The sequence below is a fragment of the Curtobacterium sp. PhB190 genome (assembly GCF_004365385.1).
In the GTDB taxonomy this organism is placed as follows: Bacteria; Actinomycetota; Actinomycetes; order Actinomycetales; family Microbacteriaceae; genus Curtobacterium.
The window spans coordinates 1-19900 of the sequence record NZ_SODN01000011.1 but is presented as its reverse complement, the minus strand read 5'-3'; the positions used below and the strand labels follow the sequence as shown (position 1 = coordinate 19900).

The window sequence follows — 19900 nt, the reverse complement described above, 5'->3', positions numbered from 1 at the left end:
GCACGGCGCTGACCGGCCTGGTGGCGCGGCTCGCCTCGGCTCACTCGGCGTCGGTCGAGTCGCCGTCGCTCGGTTCGGTCTCCGGCTTCTCGCCGCGCTGCAACGACTGCACGACCTCGACCGCGGTGGCCGCCAGGTCCGCGTCGTCCGCCGCTGCGGGCACCCGGTAGTCGGCCGACACACCGTCGCCGCCGGTACCGCTCGCCGGCAGCGGATCGCCCAGGGACACCACCACGACACCGGCGTCGTGCGCGGTCTGGATCACCCCGGTGAGCGCGGACGGCCGAGCCGCGTGCACGAGCAGGGCCTTGGCGCCCTTGCGGACGAGCTGGGCGACCGCGGTCCGCTGGGACGCCGCCGCACCGGACGCGGGTGCGACCCGGACGTCGGGACGGAACCCGGCATCGGACAGGCCGGTCCGCAGGTCCTCGCCCAGGGCCGCGTCGTCGTCGACCAGCACGACGCCGATGACGGCCTGCTTGTCGAACCCGCCGTCGGAGCTGGTCAGGTCCGTGCTCTGCACCGGCGTGGGCGCAGCGGACGTCGTGCCCTGGCAGCCGGCCAACGCGAGGGCGGCCGTCAGGATGACGGCTGCAGCGACGATGCGCACCACGGGTGTCTCCTCTTCGGTCCGGTCTGCCACGCTACCCGGCTGCGCGGTCCGACGACGCCGACGACACCGGCGCGGGGACGGGGACGGGTCCGAGCCGCCGGACCGCGGCGATCGCCAGTGCGGCGAAGCAGATCATCGCCGCGAAGACCAGCGGGAAGGACACCGTGCCCTCGGCGCCGCCGGTCGCGGTGAACAGCAGCCCGGTGACCGCCAGGCCGATGACGCTGCCCGCGGCGTCGGCGATGGTGAGCGCCGAGCTCGCGAAGCCGTCGTCGCCCTCGCCCGAGAACCGCAGGGTGAGCATCGACGTCCGCGGGTAGATCGCCCCCATGCCCGCGCCGCCGACGAACCAGCCGGCGACGAGCACCCACCACGGCAGGTCGAGCGTCGCCACCGCGAAGGCCGCCAGCAGGCTCACCAGGACGAGCACGAGTCCGACACCGAAGGTCCGACGTGCGGTCAAGCGCTGCTCCCCCAGCCGACCGTGCGCCCAACTCGACGCCGCCCAGCTGAGCGCGGCGACGGTCAGCGCGAGCCCCGCAGCCGAAGCGGACAGGCCGTGCTTCGCCTGCAGCAGGAACGGCACGTACGCCTCGCTGCCGAAGAACGACGCCGCCACGAGCCCGCGCAGCAGCACCACCGAGGGCAGGCCCGCGGCGGCGCGGAAGGTGCCGGTCGGCAGCAGCGGGCGCAGCGCGAACCACGTCCCGACCAGGCCGACCACGACCGCGGCCACCATCCCCCGCGGGGTCAGGTCCGGCGCGACGTTCAGCAGCAGGATCGACACGGCCGCGGCGACCGACCACCCGATCCGGATCCGCTGCCACGGCGGTCGCAGCTCGACCGCCGGTGCCTGCAGCCGCCCGAGCGTCGGCACGAGCACGGTGAACGCACCCACGGCGATCACGAGCGCCCCCGCGAAGACCCAGTGCCAGTTCCAGGTGTCGGTGACGATGCCGGCGATCGCCGGGCCGATGAGCGCCGGGACCACCCACGCGGCCGCGAACCCGGCGAACACCGGTCCGTGCAGCTCGGCGGGGAAGATCCGGGCGACGAGCACGTACAGCACGACGTCGATCGAGCCGGCACCGAAGCCCTCGACCAGTCGACCGACGAGGAAGACCTCCATCGTCGGCGCGAGCATGACCACGGCGGTCCCGACGGCGAACAGCAGCGCGGAGACCCAGGCGACGATCCGGCCGCCCGCGCGGTCGGTCCAGTTGCCGGCGAGCACCATGCCGGGCACCCCGGCCGCGAGCGGTGCCGCGAAGGCCAGGGCGTACAGGGCCTCGCCGTCCAGGTCGCGACTGATCACCGGCATGATCGTCGTCATCGCCAGGTTCTGGAACGCCGCGACGCCCACGATGGCGACCATGCCGATCGTCGCGAGGGCGTACCGCCCGCTCAGCAGGCCCGTCCTCGTCGCCGTGGTGCTCACCCGCTCATCGTAGGGGCGAGGGGCGACACCGCCGACGTCGCGGGGCGCGGACCACGCGCGATGCGCGTCAGCGCGTGCTGCAGGTCCGCGTCAGCGCGTCAGCGCCTGCTGCAGGTCCGCGATCAGGTCGCCCGCGTCCTCGATGCCGACGGACAGGCGCACCACGTTCTCGGGCACCGCGAGCTCCGTGCCCTTCACCGAGGCGTGCGTCATCTCGCTCGGGTACCCGATGAGCGACTCCACTCCCCCGAGCGACTCGGCCAGCGCGAACAGCTCCGTGGACTCCGCGAAGCGCCGGGCAGCGTCCGGGCCGCCGGACAGTGCGACGGACAGCATCCCGCCGAACCCGCGCATCTGGCGGGCGGCGATGTCGTGCCCCGGGTGGTCGGCGAGCCCCGGGTAGTAGACGCGCTCGATGCCCGGCGCTGCGACGAGCCCCTCGGCGACGGCCTGCGCGTTCGTGGAGTGCCGCTCCATCCGGACCGCCAGGGTCTTGATGCCGCGGGTGGTCAGGAAGGCGTCGAACGGCGACGAGATCGCACCGGCGCCGAACTGCAGGAACTGCACCTTCGCCGCGAGCTCCTGGTCGGCGAGTACGACGGCCCCACCGACGACGTCGGAGTGGCCACCCAGGTACTTCGTCGTCGAGTACACGACGACGTCGGCACCGAGCGACAGCGGCTGCTGCAGGTACGGCGACGCGAAGGTGTTGTCCACGACGACGAGTGCACCGGCCTCGTGCCCGAGGGTCGCGAGTCCGGCGATGTCGGCGATCTTCATGAGCGGGTTGGTCGGCGTCTCGACCCAGAGCACGGTGTCCTCGGGGGCGCCCTGCAGCGCGGCCCGGACCTGGTCGAGCTCGCTCATGTCGACGACGACGAGCTCGACGCCCCACGGCACGTGCAGTCGGCTGACCAGACGGTGGGTCCCGCCGTACACGTCGTTCCCCATCACGACGCGGGCCCCGGGACGGAGCGCCGCCCGGAGCAGGGCGTCCTCGGCGGCGAGACCGGAAGCGAAGGAGTACGCGGCCACGCCGCCGTCCAGGTCGGCGAGCAGCGTCTGCAGGGAGTCGCGCGTCGGGTTGCCGGCACGGGAGTACTCGTAGCCGTTCCGCATCCCGCCGATGCCGTCCTGCACGTAGGTGGACGTCAGGTGGATCGGCGGGATGACGGCGCCGGTGGGGCCGTCGGGCTCCTGGCCGGCGTGGACGGCGCGGGTGCTGAACTCGGTCATGCTGGCTGCGTTCCTTACTCGGAGAGGTAGGTCAGGAGGTCGTGGCGGGTCAGGACCGTGACCGGCTTGCCGTCCTCGACGACGAGCAGGGCGTCCACCGTCTCGAGGGCTCGACGCGCTGCGGACACGGACTCGCCCACGCCGATCAACGGGAGCGACTCGCCCACGAAACCGGTCAGGGCGTCCGTCATCTTCGCGGCACCGGTGAAGACCTGTTCGAGCAGGTCCTTCTCGGCGACGGCGCCGATGACCTCGCCGATGACGACCGGCGGTTCCGCGCTGAGCACGGGCATCTGGGACACCCCGTACTTGGTCATGATGTCGACGACCTCGCGCACGGTGTCCGCCGGGTGCGCGTGCACCAGGTCGGGCAGACGTCCGTCCTTGCCGGCGATGAGCGAGCCGACGGTGCGCGCCTCGTCGGTCTCGGCGAAGCCGTACGAGCGCATCCACCGGTCGTTGAAGATCTTGCCGAGGTAGCCGCGACCGCCGTCGGGCAGCAGCACCACGACGACGTCGTCCTCGGTCAGGTCGCGGGCGGCCCGCATCGCGGCGACGACCGCCATCCCGCTGGACCCGCCCACGAGCAGGCCCTCTTCCCGCGCCAGGCGGCGGGTCATCGCGAACGAGTCGGCGTCCGACACCGCGATGATCTCGTCCGGCACCTCGGGGTCGTACGCGGTCGGCCAGAAGTCCTCGCCCACACCCTCGACCAGGTACGGCCGGCCGGTGCCGCCGGAGTAGACCGAGCCCTCGGGGTCGGCCCCCACGATGCGGACACGGCCGTCGGACGCCTCCTTCAGGAAGCGCCCGGTGCCCGAGATGGTGCCACCCGTCCCGACGCCCGCGACGAAGTGGGTGATCTGCTGCTCGGTGTCGCGCCAGATCTCCGGACCGGTGGTCTCGTAGTGGCTGCGGGGGCCGTTCGGGTTCGCGTACTGGTTCGGCTTGTAGGCGCCGGGGATCTCGCGGACGAGCCGGTCGGACACCGAGTAGTACGACTCCGGGTGCTCGGGCGCCACTGCCGTCGGTGTGACGACGATCTCGGCGCCGTACGCCGTCAGGACGTTGCGCTTGTCCTCGCCGACCTTGTCCGGCAGCACGAACACGCACCGGTAGCCGCGCTGCTGAGCGACGAGCGCCAGCCCGACCCCGGTGTTGCCCGAGGTGGGTTCGACGATCGTCCCGCCGGGTCGCAGGTCACCGGAGGCCTCGGCAGCATCGATGATGCGCGTGGCGATGCGGTCCTTCGACGATCCGCCGGGGTTCAGGTACTCGACCTTCACCAGGACGGTCGCGCGCACCCCCTCGGTGACGCGGTTGAGCTTGACGAGCGGGGTGTCGCCGACGAGGTCGACCACGGAGTTCGCGTAACGCACGGGGCCGAGTCTAGGACGCCGACACCGCGTTCTGCTGGGTCGTGACGTGCGCCTCGCCCTGGTCGTGCCCCGTGTCGGACGGGAGGCCCGTGGCGGGGCCGCCACGGGCCTCCCGTCCGGTCTGGGGGCGCGTGTCCGATCGGCGCGCCCGCCCGCAGGTCGGTGGCCGTGATCGGCGGGGTCAGCGGCCGACGGCGTCCGCCGGGGCGTTCTGCTGCCGGTGCAGGAGCGCGTAGGTGCCGTCGAGCGCGAGGAGTTCGTCGTGCGTGCCCTGCTCGACGATCCGCCCGTGGTCGAGCACGAAGATGACGTCGGCGTCCCGGATCGTCGACAGCCGGTGCGCGATCGAGATGGTGGTGCGCCCCGCGGCGGCGGTGTCGAGCGCGGTCTGCACCACGCGCTCCGAGATCGAGTCGAGCGCGCTCGTGGCCTCGTCGAGCACGAGCACGGGAGGGTCCTTCAGGAGCACCCGCGCGATCGCGATCCGCTGCTTCTCGCCGCCGGACAGTCGGTACCCGCGTTCCCCCACGACCGTGTCGTAGCCGTCCGGGAACGAGGCGATCGTGTCGTGGATGTTCGCCGCGCGTGCCGCCCGTTCGACCTCGTCGTCGGTCGCGTCCGGCTTGGCGTAGCGCAGGTTGTCGCCGATCGTCGCGTGGAACAGGTACGTCTCCTGGCTGACGATCCCCACGTGGCGCATGAGGTCCTCGTGCACGAGGTCGCGGACGTCCTGTCCGGCGAACCGCACGGAACCCTCGGTCGCCTCGTACAACCGTGGCACCAGGTACGACACGGTGGTCTTGCCCGCGCCCGATGGACCGACGAAGGCGGCGAACTGCCCGGGTCGGAGGTCGAACGAGACCCCGCGGAGCGTCGGCTTGTCGGCCTCGCCGTCCGGGTACGTGAACGTCACGTCGTCGAACGCGACGTGACCGACCATGGTGTCGTCGACGGGCTTCGCCGTGGGCGAGTCGGTGATCGCGGGCTTCAGGTCGAAGTACTCGAAGATCCGAGCGAACAGCGCTCCGGAGGTCTGCAGGTCGAGCACCACCCGGAGCAGGCCGACCGTCGGGAACAGCAAGCGCGACTGCACCGTCGTGAACGCGACGATGGTGCCGGCGGTGATCGGGACGTCGCCGATGATCAGCCAGGCCGCGACGAGGTAGATGATCGCCGGGATGATCGACAGGAAGATCTGCACGATCGCGAAGAACCACTGCCCGGACATCTGCTGGCGGACCTGCAACTGGATCTGGTTGCGGTTCTCGTCCCCGTAGCGGCGGGTCTCACTGCGCTGCTGGTTGAAGCTCTTGGCCAGCAGGATGCCGGAGACGCTCAGTGCCTCTTGCGTGATCGCCGTCATGTCGGACAGCGACTCCTGCGTCTGCCCGGCGATGCGGGCACGGACCTGCCCGACCCGACGCTGCGCGATGACGAGCAACGGCAGCAGCACGACCGCGACCAGGGTCATCTGCCAGCTCAGCAGCAGCATGGCGACGATGGCGGCGATGACCGTGACGGTGTTGCCGAGCACCGACGAGATCGTGTTGTTCAGCACGCTCGCGACGCCGCCGACGTCGTTCTGCAGGCGGGACTGGATGACCCCGGTCTTCGTGCGGGTGAAGAACGCGAGTTCCATGCGCTGCAGGTGCCCGAACAGGCGCATCCGCATGGCACCCATGACCTTGTTGCCGACCGTCGCCGTCAGGTAGGTCTGCCAGACGCCCACCCCGGCGCTCGCGATCCAGAGGAACACCATCGCCGACACGAGCTCGACCAGCACCGGGACGTCGGGGCTGCCGGAGGGTGGGAACAGGCCCCGGTCGAACGCCTGCTGCGTCAACAGCGGCGGGATCACCGAGATCGCAGCACCGACCAGCACGAGGACGACCGTCAGGACGATCGACCGCCGGTGCGGGACGAACAGCCCGGCGATCCGCTTCACCAGGTGCGGGATCTTCGGCGCTTCGGCGTTGGCGGCCTTCTGCGCACGGAAGTCACCGCTGGAGATCCGGCCGCCGCCGCGCGGACCACCGCCACCGCCGCCCCCGCGCATCCCGCCGCCCATGCTCATGCAGCAACCGTATCCCCGCGGTCGGACATCGGCGCGCGCTCGACGACCGCCGTTCCGCAGTGCAGTCCGACGGCCGTATTTGACCCCGTTCAGGGGGCGTGCGAGCATGTGCCGTCCCCGCCCCCGCACCACCGAGGTCCCATGACGTCCGCGCCGTCCCGTCCCACGTCCCTCCGCCAGCAGCTCGCCCGCCGCAAGCCGATCGAGCAACTGCAGTCCGAGGCGGCCGTCGGCGTCAACGGCGAACCGCTCCGCCGGTCGCTCGGTGTCTGGCACCTGACGATGATCAGCGTCGGCGCGACCCTCGGGACCGGCATCCTCGTGGTGCTCGGCACGGCCGTGCCGCTCGCGGGTCCCGCCGTGTGGATCTCCTTCGTCGTCGCCGGGATCGCGGCCCTGCTCTCGGCACTGTCCTACGCCGAGATGGCCGGAGCCGTCCCGACCTCGGGGTCAAGCTACTCGTACACCTACGCCACGATGGGCGAGGGCATCGCGTGGGTCTGCGGATGGTGCCTCGTCCTCGAGTACGCCGTCTCGGTGGCCGCGGTCGCGGTCGGCGCGAGCGAGTACGTGGACGAGACCCTGCGCGTGTTCGGGTTGCACCTGCCGACGGCACTGTCCGCGCCTCCGGGCGACGGCGGCGTCGTGAACCTGCCGGCGGCCGTCCTGGTCCTGCTCGCCACCGTCGTCCTGATCCCTGGTGCCCGCGAGAGCGCCTGGGTGAACACCGTCATGGTCGTCGTGAAGATCGCACTGCTCGTGTTCTTCGTGGTCGTCGCCTTCACGGCCTTCCAGGCGCAGAACTTCGAGCCGCTGGCGCCGATGGGTGCCGCTGGGGTGACGGCCGCGGCGTCTAGGCTCTTCTTCTCGTACATCGGTTTCGACGCCGCCTCCACCGCCGGCGAAGAGGCGAAGAACCCGCGCCGCGACCTCCCCCGGGCGATCATCGGTTCGATCGCGCTCATCACGGCGCTGTACATCCTCGTCGCCATCGCCGCGATCGGTGCCCGTTCGTGGACGGACTTCTCGTCGTCCGAGGCCTCGCTCGTCCGCATCGTGGTCGACGTCACCGGACAGCCCCTCGTCGCGCTGGTGTTCTCGATCGGCGCGGTGATCGCGATCGCGAGCGTCGTGCTGACCGTGCTCTACGGTCAGACCCGGATCCTGCTCACCATGGCCCGCGACGGCCTGGTCCCGAAGGTCTTCGGTCGGGTCTCCCGGCGCACCGGCACCCCCATCGCGAACACGTTGATCATCGGCATCGCGGTCACGATCGTCGCCGCCCTGGTCCCCCTGGGCGAGCTCGCCGACGCCACCAGCATCGGCACCCTCGTCGCGTTCGCGCTCGTCAACGTGTCGGTCATCGTGCTCCGTCGCTCGCAGCCCGACCTCGAGCGCTCGTACCGCGTCCCGCTGTTCCCCGTCGTGCCGATCCTCGGCGCCCTGAGCTGCGTGCTCCTGGCGGTGTTCCTCGGCGCCACGACGTGGATCGCCTTCGGCATCTGGATGGTCGTCGGCGCCGTGCTCTACCTGGCCTACGGCCGCCGTCACAGCACCTTGCGCTGACCCGCGCCTCCCTCCGGCGACTTCGCGGGCCCAGCGACAGTTCACGCGCCCCACTGCCCGTGAGACGTCGCTGAGCCCGTGAACTCGATGCTGGCTCATTCCTCCACAGGGACGGCGCCGGGGCTCCAGGTCCACAGGTGTCCGACGGGCAGACACGGCACGGACCGCCTCGACGATCATCACGGCATGAACGAGAGCACCCACCGGCCACGCCTGCTCCGGGCGACAGCACTGGATCCGGCGAACGCAAGACTCCTGCAACGCAAGCATGCGTCGGGCACACTCGTCCGCCTGCTCGCTGGCGTGTACATCCCAGCGGACGAATGGGAGGCCCTCAGCCCTGTCGGCCAGCACCTCGCTCGCGCACGGGCGATCGCACCACGGCTCCGAGTCGGGTCGGTGTTCTCGCACGTCACCGCCGCATTGATGCACGGGTGGCCGCTGGTCGGGACCGCTCCAGATCGCGTCCACGTCATCGACCCGGCGGTCCCGTCGATCCAGCACCGAGCAGGTCTCGTCCGGCACCCCTGGCCAGGGCCGCCCCTGAACGACTCGGTCGCCTTCGACGGTGTGCCGGTCACCGCCGCACTCGACACCGCGCTCGCGCTCATCACCTCGAGTGCACCCCACACCGCAGCGGTCGCCGTCGATGCGGCAGTCCGGCAGGGAGCGATCGCTCGCGACGACCTCCGCCGGTCTGTCCCGATCCGTCCAGCGCGCGGATCCGTGCGTGCGGAGACCGTGCTCGCTGCGTTGGACGCTCGACACGAGTCGGTCGGCGAGTCGTTCGCCGCGATCCGGTTCGTCCAGCTCGGACTCCCGCCGTGCGAGCCACAGGCCGAGTTCCGACACCGAGACGGCACCGTCGACCGCGTCGACTTCTGGTTCCCGACGTTGGGCGTGATCGTCGAGTTCGACGGGCGACAGAAGTACGTCGACCCGTCCATGCTGCGGGGGCGCGATCCTGCGGACGTGCTCTGGGCTGAGAAACGACGTGAAGACCGGCTCCGTGCGCTCCCCATCGTCCGCGCCGTCATCCGCGTCACCTGGTGGCACCTGGTCGAGCCCGATCGCCTCCGCGCGCTCTTCCGCTCGCACGGCATCTCTTTCTGAGCAGTGCGACCTCACGCGCTGTGCGACACCTCACGCCACCGGCGACCCGCGAACTGTCGCTGAGCGCGAAAGGTCGCGCACGACGAAGGCCGCCACCCCGAGGGGCAGCGGCCTTCGTGAACCGAACGGTCGAGACTACGCGAGCTCGATCGTGGCGCCAGCGGCCTCGAGGGTCGCCTTCGCCTTCTCGGCGGTCTCCTTGTTCGCACCCTCGAGGATCTTGGCGTCGGCGGTCTCGACGAGCGCCTTGGCCTCACCGAGGCCGAGCGACGTCAGGCCACGGACCTCCTTGATGACCTGGATCTTCTTGTCACCAGCGGACTTGAGGATGACGTCGAACTCGGTCTTCTCCTCAGCGGCCTCGGCCGGGGCAGCGGCGGCCGGAGCGGCAGCAGCGGCCGGGGCAGCAGCGGTGACCTCGAAGACCTCTTCGAACTTCTTCACGAAGTCCGAGAGCTCGATGAGCGTGAGCTCCTTGAAGGCCTCGATGAGCTCGTCCTGCGAAAGCTTCGCCATGATTTTCTCCTACTACTCAGTAATACGTGTGGTTGTGGAACGCGAGCCTGATCAGGCCGCGGACTCCTGCTTCTCGCGAAGGGCGTCCACGGTGCGGACGGCCTGCGAGAGGGGGGCCTGGAACAGGTACGCAGCACCGAACAGCGAGGCCTTGAAGGCGCCGGCGAGCTTGCCGAGCAGAACTTCACGGGACTCGAGGTCGGCGAGCTTGTCCACCTCGGTCGCGGTGAGCGGGTTACCGTCGAAGTAACCGCCCTTCACTACGAGCTCGGGGTTCGCCTTGGCGAATGCACGCAGCGACTTCGCGACGGCGACGGTGTCACCGTGGACGAAGGCGAGAGCGGACGGACCGGCGAGTTCCTCGTCGAACGAGGAGATGCCGGCGTTGTTCGCCGCGATCTTGGTCAGCGTGTTCTTCACCACGGCGTACGTGGCGTGCTCACGGATCGAGTTGCGGAGCTCCTTGAGCTGCGCGACCGTGAGACCGCGGTACTCGGTGAGCAGAACGGCGTTCGAGCTACGGAAGGACTCCGTGAGCTCGGCGACCGCAGCTTCCTTGTTCGCCATGGTTCTCCTTGGGGGTTTCTTGCCGGTAGCCCCAGGTCCACGAACGAAAAAAGCTCCGGCGCAGAGGCTCGGAGCTGCTCTCACCAGATGGTGGGAGTGGTTCGGAACACCTGCGCGGGATGCCTCACGAGTGAGGACCTTCGGTCATGCTGCACGCAGCACGACATCCGGCGGTCTTTGGCTTCGAGAACAGTAGCAGATGCCGTGGACGAGACCAAACGGCGGACGGGAGGCGCGGTGCGGGCCCGCCCCGCACCTCCCCAGCGTCAGTGGGTCGCGTCCACCGCAGCGGGCGTCCCCGACCAGTCCGCGGACACCGCAGCAGCGGCCGACGCGGCCGACGCGGCCGACTCCGACTCCGACGCGGCCGACGGGTCCACCGGCAGGTGCACCGTGAACACGGTGTCGCCCGGCACGCTCGCCACCTCGACGCTGCCGCCGTGCGCCTGCACGACCGCGTCCACGATCGCGAGCCCGAGCCCGGTCGACCCCACGGTGCGCGACCGGGAGCTGTCGGCACGGGCGAACCGCTCGAACAGCTTCGGCAGGAACTCCGGGTCGATGCCCTGCCCGGTGTCCCGCACGGTCAGGTCGACACCGGGGCCCGACGGCGACGGCGCGAGGCCCACGGTGATGCGCGTGCCCTCAGGGGTGTGGGTCCTGGCGTTCGTGACGAGGTTCACGATGACCTGGTGCAGGCGCGCGGCGTCCCCCACAACCACGACGGGCGACGACGGCACGTCGATCTCGATGACGTGCTCGGGCGATGCGGCGTGGGCGTCGTTGACGGCGTCGAGCACGAGGCCGGTCAGGTCGACCTCGTCGAACTGGATCTCGCGCCCCTCGTCGAGGCGGGCGAGGAGCAGCAGGTCCTCGACCATCGACGTCATCCGGATCGACTCGGACTCGATACGGCTCATGGCGTAGACGACGTCCTTCGGCAGGTCACCGCCCATCCGACGGGTGAGCTCGGCGTACCCGCGCACCGAGGCGAGCGGCGTGCGGAGCTCGTGCGAGGCGTCCGCGACGAACTGCCGGACCTTCTGTTCGGACCGTTCCCGCGCCTGCATGGCGCCTGCGATGTGTCCGAGCATCCGGTTGAAGGCGCTGCCGACGCGGCCCACCTCGGTACGGGGGTCGGTGTCGGGCACGCGGACGCCGTCCAGGGCGTCACTGCGGTCGAGGGGCATCCGGGCCACGGTCGAGGCGGTCTCGGCGACGCGCTCGAGCGGGCGCAGCGAACGCCGGACCACGACGGCGGCGACGATCGACGCGGCGAGCAGGGCGGTGCCGACGACGATGACGACCACCCAGAACAGCGACCAGACGCTGGCGTAGACCGGGGCCATCGGCAGTCCGACGACCAGGACGGCGGGACCGACGGTCACGGCGGTGAGCCGGTAGCGCCCGATGTCCGAGCCGAGGTCGACCGTCTCCGGGTCGCCGCCCACGCGCACCTGGCCGAGGGCCGCGGCACTCGACTGCGTGATGGAGCTCGGTCGCCCGTAGTCGTCGAGGACGTTCGCGATGACGACCTGCCCGTCCACGAAGTAGGCGGTCAGGGTCCCCGCGGCCTGCCCCGACGGACGGGACAGGTCGATGCTCGGCTGCCCGCTCTGGTTCTGCTCGAGGTAGCGCTGCGCACGGTGGGTGGCGCTCGTGATCTGCTTGTCGATCGCACCCGTCTGGATGGACGAGAGCGCGATGATGCTCACCGCCCCGATCACCGCGCTGACGACGACGACGAGCGCGACGATGCTCAGGACGAGCCGACGCCGGAGGGTCACGAGGTGGGCTTGATGACGTACCCGACGCCGCGCACCGTGTGGATCATCGGGGTCTCACCGGCGTCGATCTTCTTGCGCAGGTAGGAGATGTAGATCTCGACGACCGAGGACTTGCCGCCGAAGTCGTACGACCACACGCGGTCCAGGATCTGCGCCTTCGACAGCACGCGACGAGGGTTGCGCATCAGGAAGCGGAGGAGCTCGAACTCGGTGGCGGTCAGCTCGATCGGCCGGCCGGCACGGTGCACCTCGTACGACTCCTCGTCGAGCACGAGGTCGCCGACGACGATGCGGGAGTCGCCGGCCTCGGAGATCGAGATCTGCGAGCGGCGGATGAGGCCTCGCAACCGGGCTACGACCTCTTCGAGGGAGAACGGCTTGGTGACGTAGTCGTCACCGCCGGCGGTGAGCCCGGTCACGCGGTCCTCGACCGAGTCCTTCGCGGTGAGGAACAGCACCGGGGTGTCGTCGTTGTTCTGCCGCAGCCGGCTGAGCACCTGCAGACCGTCGAGGTCCGGCATCATCACGTCGAGCACCATCGCGTCGGGCTTGAACTCCCGCGCCGTCGTCAGGGCGTCCTGCCCGCCGTTCGCGCTCTTGACGTCCCAGCCCTCGTAGCGGAGCGCCATGGACAACAGGTCGGTGAGGCTGGCTTCGTCGTCGACGACCAGGATGCGCAACGGGGTTCCGTCGGCACGCGTGAGGCGCGGGGCTGCTGCAGGCTGGGAGATGGTCACGTCTTCGAGTATCGAGGAATTCCTATGAGCTGTCTGTGGACCGCCCCTCCGCGCTCTGTGGATCGCTCCGAGTGCACTCGGCCGCTCCTTCGTAGGTTGGGGGGATGCTGCGATCCTCCGCTTGGCCACCGTCCGCCAGGCACGTCGACACCGCGGGGATCGAGGAGACGGCCGGGAGGCCCGGCTCGAGCCCGGCAGACCGTCTGACGGCCGCGCGCACGCTCGCCACCACCACCCCGCTCCTGTCCGCGGGGACCGCCGGCGGGTTCCTCGCCACGCTCGCCGCCGTCGCCGCGGGTGACGTCGCGACCGCGCGCACCGTCGAACCCCACCTCGACGCGCTCGGCATCCTGCAGCAGGCCGACGTGCCGGTCCCCGCTGATTCGACCTGGGGCGTCTTCGCCGCCGAGGGCCCGGGACTCCAACTCGAGGCCGCGCTCCAGGACGACGGCACGGCGCTCCTGACCGGCACGAAGCCGTGGTGCTCCCTCGCGTCGACGCTGTCGCACGCGCTGGTGACCGCGCACGCCGGCGACGACCGTGTCCTCGTCGCCGTGGACCTGCGCCAGGACGGCGTCACCGCGCACGACGATGCCTGGGTCGCCCGGGGCATGCCCGACGTGCCGAGCGGCCCGGTGGACTTCGACGGTGCCACGGCACGGCTCGTCGGCGCACCCGGCTGGTACCTGCAGCGACCGGGCTTCGCGTGGGGCGGCATCGGCGTCGCCGCATGCTGGTGGGGCGGTGCGGTGGGCCTCGGCAGGGTCCTGCGCGCGCTGGCCGCGGCCCACCCGGAGTCCGAACTGCTGCAGGCCGCGCTCGGTGCGACCGTGCTCGACCTCGCGGACGCCGAGGACGTCCTCGCCGACGCCGCCGCCCGGATCGACCGGTCCGAGGCCGCCGATGCTCCGGACGCCGACTGGCCGCTGCTCGCCCAGACGGTGCGCTCCCGGGTGCGCCGAGCGGTGGACGCCGTGCGCGAGCGGGTCGTCGCCACCGTCGGCCCGGCTCCCCTGACCTCGGACCCCGCGGTCGCGGCGCGGGTCGCCGACCTCGAGCTCTACGTGCTGCAGGACCACGGGGCCCGTGACCTCGCCCGGATCGGCCGCATCGTGACGGAGCGCGGCGGTGTCGCGTGGTGAGTTTCGACCACCGCGAGCCGGGCACCGATCCCGCGGTGTGGACGCCGTTCCTCGACACACGGTCGGCCGCACCCGTCGACCTGGACGGCATCGGCTCCGTGGTCGTCCTCGCGCCGCACCCCGACGACGAGACCCTCGGTGCCGGCGGGCTCATCGCGACCGCAGCCGACGCGGGACTCCCCACCCACGTCGTGCTCCTCACCCGCGGCGAGCGCTCGCACCCGGACTCCCCCACCACGACGGCGTCGGAGCTGGCCACCGTGCGCGACGACGAGTTCACCCGGGCCCTCGCCACGCTGCACCCCGGGGCGACGGCGTCGTCGGTCGGGATCTCCGACGGCGGGACGCGGGAGCACCGGGACGAGGTCACCGACGCCCTGCGGCGAGCGCTCGACGACGCCGTGCGACCGACGCTCGTGGTGGCGCCGTGGCGCGGGGACGGTCACCGGGACCACCGCATCGCGGGCGAGGTCGCCGAAGCGGTCACCGCCGAGGCCGCCGGGGTGTCGCTGCTGACGTACCCGATCTGGGCGTGGCACTGGGACGACCCGTCCGCGTCCGCACAGCCGTGGGACCGAGCCCGGGTCCTGCCGTTGGCCGACGCCGTCCGTGAGCGGAAACGCGCCGCCCTCGACGCCTACGCCTCGCAGGTCCGCCCGCTGTCCGGTGCCGCCGGGGACGAGGCGATCATCGACGACCGGCACGCCGCGCACCACCTGCGGTCGACCGAGTGGTTCTTCGTGCCGGAGCCGACGGCGTCGCGCTCGCGGGAGTCGTTCGACGCGCACTACGAGCGGAAGCCGGAGGGCTGGGACTTCGAGCGCTCCTGGTACGAACGCCGCAAGCGGGCGGTGACGCTCGCCGCGCTCCCCCGCGAGCGGTACCGGTCCGCGCTCGAGCTCGGCTGCGCCACGGGCGTCCTCACCGCAGCGCTCGCCGAACGGGCCGACGCCGTGCTCGGCACCGACATCTCGGCCGCACCGTTGGCCCGGGCTGCCGTCCGTGCGCCGGGGGCCCGGTTCGTGCAGGCCTCGTTGCCCGCCGAGTGGCCGGCGGGTCGGTGGGACCTCGTCGTGATGTCCGAGGTGGGCTACTACCTGTCCCCCGATGACCTCGACGAGACGATCGACCGGGTGCTGGCGTCGCTCGACGACGACGGCGTGCTGGTCGCCTGCCACTGGCGCCACCCCGACGACGAGGCGGTGTCGAGCGGTGACGCGGTGGACGCCCGGCTCGCGGAACGGTGGCCACGACCGGCGCTCGTCCGCCACGTCGAACCGGACTTCGTGCTGAGCGTCCTGCCCGGCCCCGGCGTCGTGTCGGTCGCACGGGCCGAGGGACTCGTCCGGTGACCGCGCCCTCCGGCGTCACGCGGATCGACGTCGTGCTGCCCGCCCACGACGAGGAAGACCGCATCGCCGCCTGCCTCGACGCCCTGCTCGCCGCCCGCGCCCGACTCGCCGAGGAGCACCCCGACGTGGCGGTCTCGGTGACGGTCGTGCTCGACGGCTGCACCGACGACACGGCGACCGTCGTCGAGCGCTTCCCCGTCGACGTCGTCGCGACCGCCCACGTCGGCGTCGGTCGGGCGCGCACCATCGGGGCCACGCACGCGCTCCGGCAGCATCCTGCCGACCCGGCGTCCCGCTGGCTCGCCCACACCGACGCGGACTCGCGGGTGCCGGAGGGCTGGCTGGTCCAACAGGCCGACGCCCTCCGCTCCGGGGCGCACGTGCTCGTCGGCGCCGTCGTCCCCGACCCGGACGACCTGGACCCGGTCGTGCTCGCCCGGTGGACGCAGGCGCACCCGCCCGGCGCCGCGCTCGGGCACGTGCACGGCGCGAACCTCGGCGTGCTGGCATCGGCGTACCTGGCGCTCGGCGGGTTCGACCCCGTCCCCGAGCACGAGGACGTCCGGCTCGTCGAGCGGGCGCACGCTATGGGGTTCCGCGTCGACGCGACGGTCGACCTGCCGGTGGTGACGAGCGGTCGGTTCGCCGGCCGGACGCCCGGCGGCTACGCGGAGCACCTGCGCCGGGAGTACGGCGACGCGAGCTGAGGGCCCCTTAGACAGCTCATAGGCTGCCGATGGGGCGGCCACTGACCGGCTGCCTACGTTCTCCTCCGTCGGCCCCGCCGTGCGCTCTGCGCGGCCGGTGACCCCAGCCGGCCACCACCGAGGAGAACCATGTTCCTGACGTACCTCAGGCGCGAACTCACGAACCGCAAGAAGCAGACCGTCATCATCGCGATCGGCATGGCGTTGGCCATCGCCCTCGTGGTCATCGTGTCCTCGATCGCGGGCGGCGTGAAGGCGGCCCAGTCCAGCGTCCTGCAGTCCGTGTACGGCGTCGGCACCGACATCACCGTCACGAAGACGACGACCCCGAGCGCTTCGGGCTCCGGTCGGCCGAGCTTCGACTTCGGCAGCCAGAGCGGTGACGACAGCGACAGCAGCGGTTCGACCGACCTGTCGCAGTCACGGCTCGCCGTCGCCCGTGGCACGAGCACGCTCAGCGCCGCGAACCTCACGACCGTGACGGGCACCGACGGCGTCAAGGCGGCGACCGGTGTCCTGACCCTCGAGAACAGCACGTTCTCGGGGCAGGTCCAGCAGTCGACCGACGGCAGCAGCACGGACAGCAGCAGCTCCGACAGCAGCAGCACGGACAGCAGCAGCACGGACAGCTCCACCCAGCAGGGCCCGCCGAGCGGCGACTCCGGCCAGGGCGGCGGCGGCTTCGGCGGCGGCTCGTTCAACGTCGACTCGTTCACCGTGACGGGCATCCCGGTCTCCGGCGACGCCGTCGGCCCCCTGACCAGCACCGAGCTCACCAAGGGCCGCACGTTCACCGCGAAGGACGCCGGCAAGGACGTCGTCGTGCTGGACGCGTCCTACGCGAAGAGCGAGTCGAAGGCGGTCGGCGACACGGTCGACATCGGCGGCACCGACTTCGAGGTCATCGGCATCGTCACCTCGACCGGCTCGTCGTCGACGACCGGCTCGAACACCTACATCCCCCTCGACACCGCGCAGGCACTGGCGGACCTCGACGGCAAGGTCACCTCGATCTACGTGTCCGCCGAGTCCTCGTCGGACGTCAGCGCGATCAAGACCGCCCTGCAGCAGAAGCTCACCACCGCCACGGTCTCCACCGAGTCCGACCTGGCGTCGAGCGTCTCCGGTTCGCTGAGCACCGCGTCGAGCCTCGTCTCGAACCTCGGCACCTGGCTGTCGATCGTGGTGCTGGCGGCGGCGTTCCTCATCGCGATCCTCTTCACGATCTCCGGCGTCACGAGGCGCACCCGCGAGTTCGGCACCCTCAAGGCCATCGGCTGGTCGAACGGCCGCATCACCCGGCAGGTCGCCGGCGAGTCCCTCGTGCAGGGCCTCATCGGCGGTGTCCTCGGCGCAGCAGCCGGTCTGATCGGCATCCTCGTGGTGAACATCATCAGCCCTACCATCTCGGCGAGCGCCTCGAGCACGACCGGTGACGGCGGCGCAGGTGGCGGCGGTGGCATGCCCGGTGGCGCGGCGACCGCGGCCGCGGGCAGCGGTACGACAGGCGGTGCCCCGGCTGGCGGCTTCGGCGGCGGTGCGAGCACCGCGTCGACGACCGACGTGGTCCTGCACGCCCCGGTGACCGTCGAGGTGATCCTGCTGGCGATCGGCCTCGCGATCCTCGGTGGCCTCATCGCCGGCGCACTCGGCGGCTGGCGCGCGAGCAAGCTCCGTCCGGCCGAGGCCCTGCGGAGCGTGGCCTGATGCCCGGCCCCGCCACCGGCGCGGTGCCGACCACCGGACCCGCACCGACCCCGAGCACGCGACCAGAAGGAGTGACCGTGACCAGCACCGACACCGACACCGCACCCGGCCAGGCGGAGGCGAGCCGCGCCTCCAGTCCGATGTACCGGCTGACCAACGTCAGCAAGACGTACAAGCAGAAGAACCGCACCGTCACCGCCCTGACGAACGTGGACCTGACGATCCCGCAGGGACAGCTCGTGGCGATCCAGGGGCCGACCGGCGGTGGCAAGTCGACGCTGCTGCAGATGCTCGGGGCGCTCGACCGGCCGACGGCCGGCTCGATCCACCTCGGTGGCGACCGCGACGTGGCGAAGCTCGGCGACCGTGCGCTGACCGACCTGCGGGCGACGGAGATCGGCTTCGTGTTCCAGAGCTTCAACCTCATCCCGACGCTGACGGCGCTCGAGAACGTCGAGACGGCGTTCGCGGGGTCGCTCGCGAACCGGGCACGTTCGGAGATCCGCGAGCGGGCCACGGCGGCGCTCCGCGAGGTCGGGCTCGGCGAGCGGATGGAGCACCTGCCTGCCGAGCTCTCCGGCGGGCAGCAGCAGCGCGTGGCGATCGCCCGTGCCCTGGTGAAGAACCCGAGCGTCCTGCTGGCGGACGAGCCGACCGGCGCGCTCGACGAGGGCACCCGCGACGAGATCATGGGGCTCATCGAGAAGCAGTGGAAGGAACGCGGGCTGACGGTCGTCATCGTCACGCACGACTCGTGGGTGGCGAAGCGGGCCGAGCGTCGCCTGCACCTCAAGCAGGGGCAGGTGCGCGAGGTCTGAGGTGACCCGAGTCTCGCGGCGGGCGACAGTCCTCGTGGCCACGAGCCCGAGGACTGTCGCTCAGACCGAGTCTCGACCCACGGGGTAGTCGCAGTAGGCGAACCAGCGGGAGTCCGGGGACCACGGCGGGACGTTGACCGTGCCCTGGCCGCCGTCGAGCACGACGAGGGTCTCCGGCACCGGCATGATCCGGGCGCCCCGGACGAGCACCCCGGGCAGCCGCCGCAGCTCCACGCGGTGGTCGGCCGGGTGGCCCTGCACCCCCGGTTCGTAGGACAGGTAGAGCAGGTGCTCCCCGTCCGGCGAGACGTGCGGGAACCAGTTCACCCGGTCGTCGTTCGTGATCCGGACCGGGTCGGTCGCCCCTGGCCACAGCGCGACGAGCTGCGCGGTGCCCGGCGTGAACCGCTCCGAGTTCCACACGAGCATCTCGCCCGCGAACGAGACGCCGTCGTCGGGGTGCTCGTCGCGGGTCAGGAACGTCGGTTCGCCGGTCGCGGGGTCGACGAGTGCGACGTCGGTGGTCCAGACGCCCGCCTCGGTGCGCTCCCCGACGATCGCCGCGAGGGTCTCCCCGTCCGGGGCGATGCCGTGCAGGTAGAACTTCCGGACGACCGGCAGCGCGGAGGTGACGTCAGTGAGGGTCGCGGCCGCTCCCCCGGCCGGCACGGGCACCCGGTAGAGGTCCCCGTCGCGGCCGCTCACCACGACCGAGTTGCCCGAGGGGTCGAGCACGTGGTCGTTGTTGATCTCGGGGACGCCGGGCATCGGCACCGGGACGACCGCGGTCTCGTCGAGCACCTGCCCGCCGTCGGCGAGCGGCAGCAGCCACAGGTCGCCGTTCCCGTTCAGCACGAGGGTGCCGTCATCGAGCACGTTCGGCGCCTCGACGAGCACCGTCCTCGACTCGAACACCAGCCGCGATCTCCGCGACTCGAGGTCGTACACGTGCACCCGGCTGGTCTGTCCTGGCAGCAGTTGCCGCCCGCGCGCTCCACTCATGCGCCCCATCCTGCCCGGCGGCACGGACCGGTACGCGAAAGCGACAGATTCCCGGCTTGGGTTCAAGGGGTGGTTGCAACACCTTGAGTGGTGAGGTGTTGGTGTGGGTCGTTGGCACACGCGTGAGGACAAGCGACGGTTCTGGG

General features: G+C 71.4%; 17 protein-coding genes. 7 read left to right on the top strand and 10 right to left on the bottom strand.

Features of this window, described 5'->3' with window-relative positions; genetic code table 11:
- Positions 1-40: 40 nt before the first annotated feature.
- From EDF47_RS16660 to EDF47_RS16640, 5 genes are all read right to left on the bottom strand, one after another.
- Positions 41-613 (bottom strand): substrate-binding domain-containing protein, encoded by a 573-nt coding sequence (locus tag EDF47_RS16660; protein WP_165932355.1) that lies wholly within the window; start codon positions 611-613, stop codon positions 41-43.
- A gap of 31 nt (positions 614-644) precedes the next feature.
- Entirely contained in the window at positions 645-2051 is a 1407-nt protein-coding gene (locus EDF47_RS16655) for an MFS transporter (RefSeq protein WP_131879263.1), read from the bottom strand.
- 90 nt (positions 2052-2141) lie between these two features.
- Positions 2142-3287, bottom strand: coding sequence for a cystathionine gamma-synthase (locus tag EDF47_RS16650; RefSeq protein ID WP_131879265.1), 1146 nt, complete (start codon positions 3285-3287; stop codon positions 2142-2144).
- A 14-nt stretch (positions 3288-3301) separates the two neighbouring features.
- Positions 3302-4666, bottom strand: a complete 1365-nt coding sequence (locus EDF47_RS16645; protein WP_131879267.1) for a cystathionine beta-synthase — start codon at positions 4664-4666, stop codon at positions 3302-3304.
- 181 nt (positions 4667-4847) lie between these two features.
- Positions 4848-6740 (bottom strand): ABC transporter ATP-binding protein, encoded by a 1893-nt coding sequence (locus EDF47_RS16640; protein WP_243698063.1) that lies wholly within the window; start codon positions 6738-6740, stop codon positions 4848-4850.
- 141 nt (positions 6741-6881) lie between these two features.
- On the opposite strand from EDF47_RS16640, the gene EDF47_RS16635 reads away from it, so the two are divergent.
- Positions 6882-8306 carry an amino acid permease gene (locus EDF47_RS16635; protein ID WP_123338869.1) on the top strand — a complete coding sequence of 475 codons (1425 nt, stop codon included), beginning with the start codon at positions 6882-6884 and terminating at the stop codon, positions 8304-8306.
- Between the two features lie 186 nt (positions 8307-8492).
- Positions 8493-9419: a hypothetical protein gene (locus tag EDF47_RS16630; RefSeq protein WP_131879269.1), complete on the top strand. Its 927-nt coding sequence runs from the start codon at positions 8493-8495 to the stop codon at positions 9417-9419.
- Between the two features lie 135 nt (positions 9420-9554).
- Here the strand turns inward: EDF47_RS16630 and rplL are convergent, their stop codons facing one another.
- The 4 genes from rplL to EDF47_RS16610 all read right to left on the bottom strand — a co-directional run bounded on the left by rplL (position 9555) and on the right by EDF47_RS16610 (position 13020).
- Positions 9555-9935, bottom strand: coding sequence for a 50S ribosomal protein L7/L12 (rplL, locus tag EDF47_RS16625; RefSeq protein WP_123938632.1), 381 nt, complete (start codon positions 9933-9935; stop codon positions 9555-9557).
- Positions 9936-9986: 51 nt separating this feature from the next.
- A complete protein-coding gene (gene rplJ / locus EDF47_RS16620) occupies positions 9987-10502 on the bottom strand; it encodes a 50S ribosomal protein L10 (RefSeq protein WP_123292121.1) in 516 nt (171 codons plus the stop codon).
- A gap of 266 nt (positions 10503-10768) precedes the next feature.
- Positions 10769-12289 carry a HAMP domain-containing sensor histidine kinase gene (locus tag EDF47_RS16615; protein ID WP_133938462.1) on the bottom strand — a complete coding sequence of 507 codons (1521 nt, stop codon included), beginning with the start codon at positions 12287-12289 and terminating at the stop codon, positions 10769-10771.
- Entirely contained in the window at positions 12286-13020 is a 735-nt protein-coding gene (locus EDF47_RS16610; RefSeq protein ID WP_197068690.1) for a response regulator transcription factor, read from the bottom strand. The genes EDF47_RS16615 and EDF47_RS16610 overlap by 4 nt, the downstream gene beginning before the upstream one ends.
- Positions 13021-13130: 110 nt before the next feature.
- Here EDF47_RS16610 and EDF47_RS16605 point away from each other — a divergent pair, with 110 nt between their 5' ends.
- The 5 genes from EDF47_RS16605 (at position 13131) to EDF47_RS16585 (ending at position 18752) form a co-directional block, all read left to right on the top strand.
- Positions 13131-14168, top strand: coding sequence for an acyl-CoA dehydrogenase family protein (locus EDF47_RS16605; protein WP_133938464.1), 1038 nt, complete (start codon positions 13131-13133; stop codon positions 14166-14168).
- Positions 14165-15520, top strand: coding sequence for a bifunctional PIG-L family deacetylase/class I SAM-dependent methyltransferase (locus tag EDF47_RS16600; protein WP_166673254.1), 1356 nt, complete (start codon positions 14165-14167; stop codon positions 15518-15520). The genes EDF47_RS16605 and EDF47_RS16600 overlap by 4 nt, the downstream gene beginning before the upstream one ends.
- Positions 15517-16227, top strand: coding sequence for a glycosyltransferase (locus EDF47_RS16595; RefSeq protein ID WP_165918794.1), 711 nt, complete (start codon positions 15517-15519; stop codon positions 16225-16227). Before EDF47_RS16600 ends, EDF47_RS16595 begins: the two co-directional genes overlap by 4 nt.
- Before the next feature lie 129 nt (positions 16228-16356).
- Positions 16357-17934 carry an ABC transporter permease gene (locus EDF47_RS16590; protein ID WP_133938470.1) on the top strand — a complete coding sequence of 526 codons (1578 nt, stop codon included), beginning with the start codon at positions 16357-16359 and terminating at the stop codon, positions 17932-17934.
- Between the two features lie 140 nt (positions 17935-18074).
- Positions 18075-18752, top strand: a complete 678-nt coding sequence (locus EDF47_RS16585) for an ABC transporter ATP-binding protein (RefSeq protein ID WP_111084468.1) — start codon at positions 18075-18077, stop codon at positions 18750-18752.
- Between the two features lie 60 nt (positions 18753-18812).
- Here the strand turns inward: EDF47_RS16585 and EDF47_RS16580 are convergent, their stop codons facing one another.
- Positions 18813-19754 carry a hypothetical protein gene (locus EDF47_RS16580; protein WP_133938472.1) on the bottom strand — a complete coding sequence of 314 codons (942 nt, stop codon included), beginning with the start codon at positions 19752-19754 and terminating at the stop codon, positions 18813-18815.
- Positions 19755-19900 lie beyond the last annotated feature (146 nt).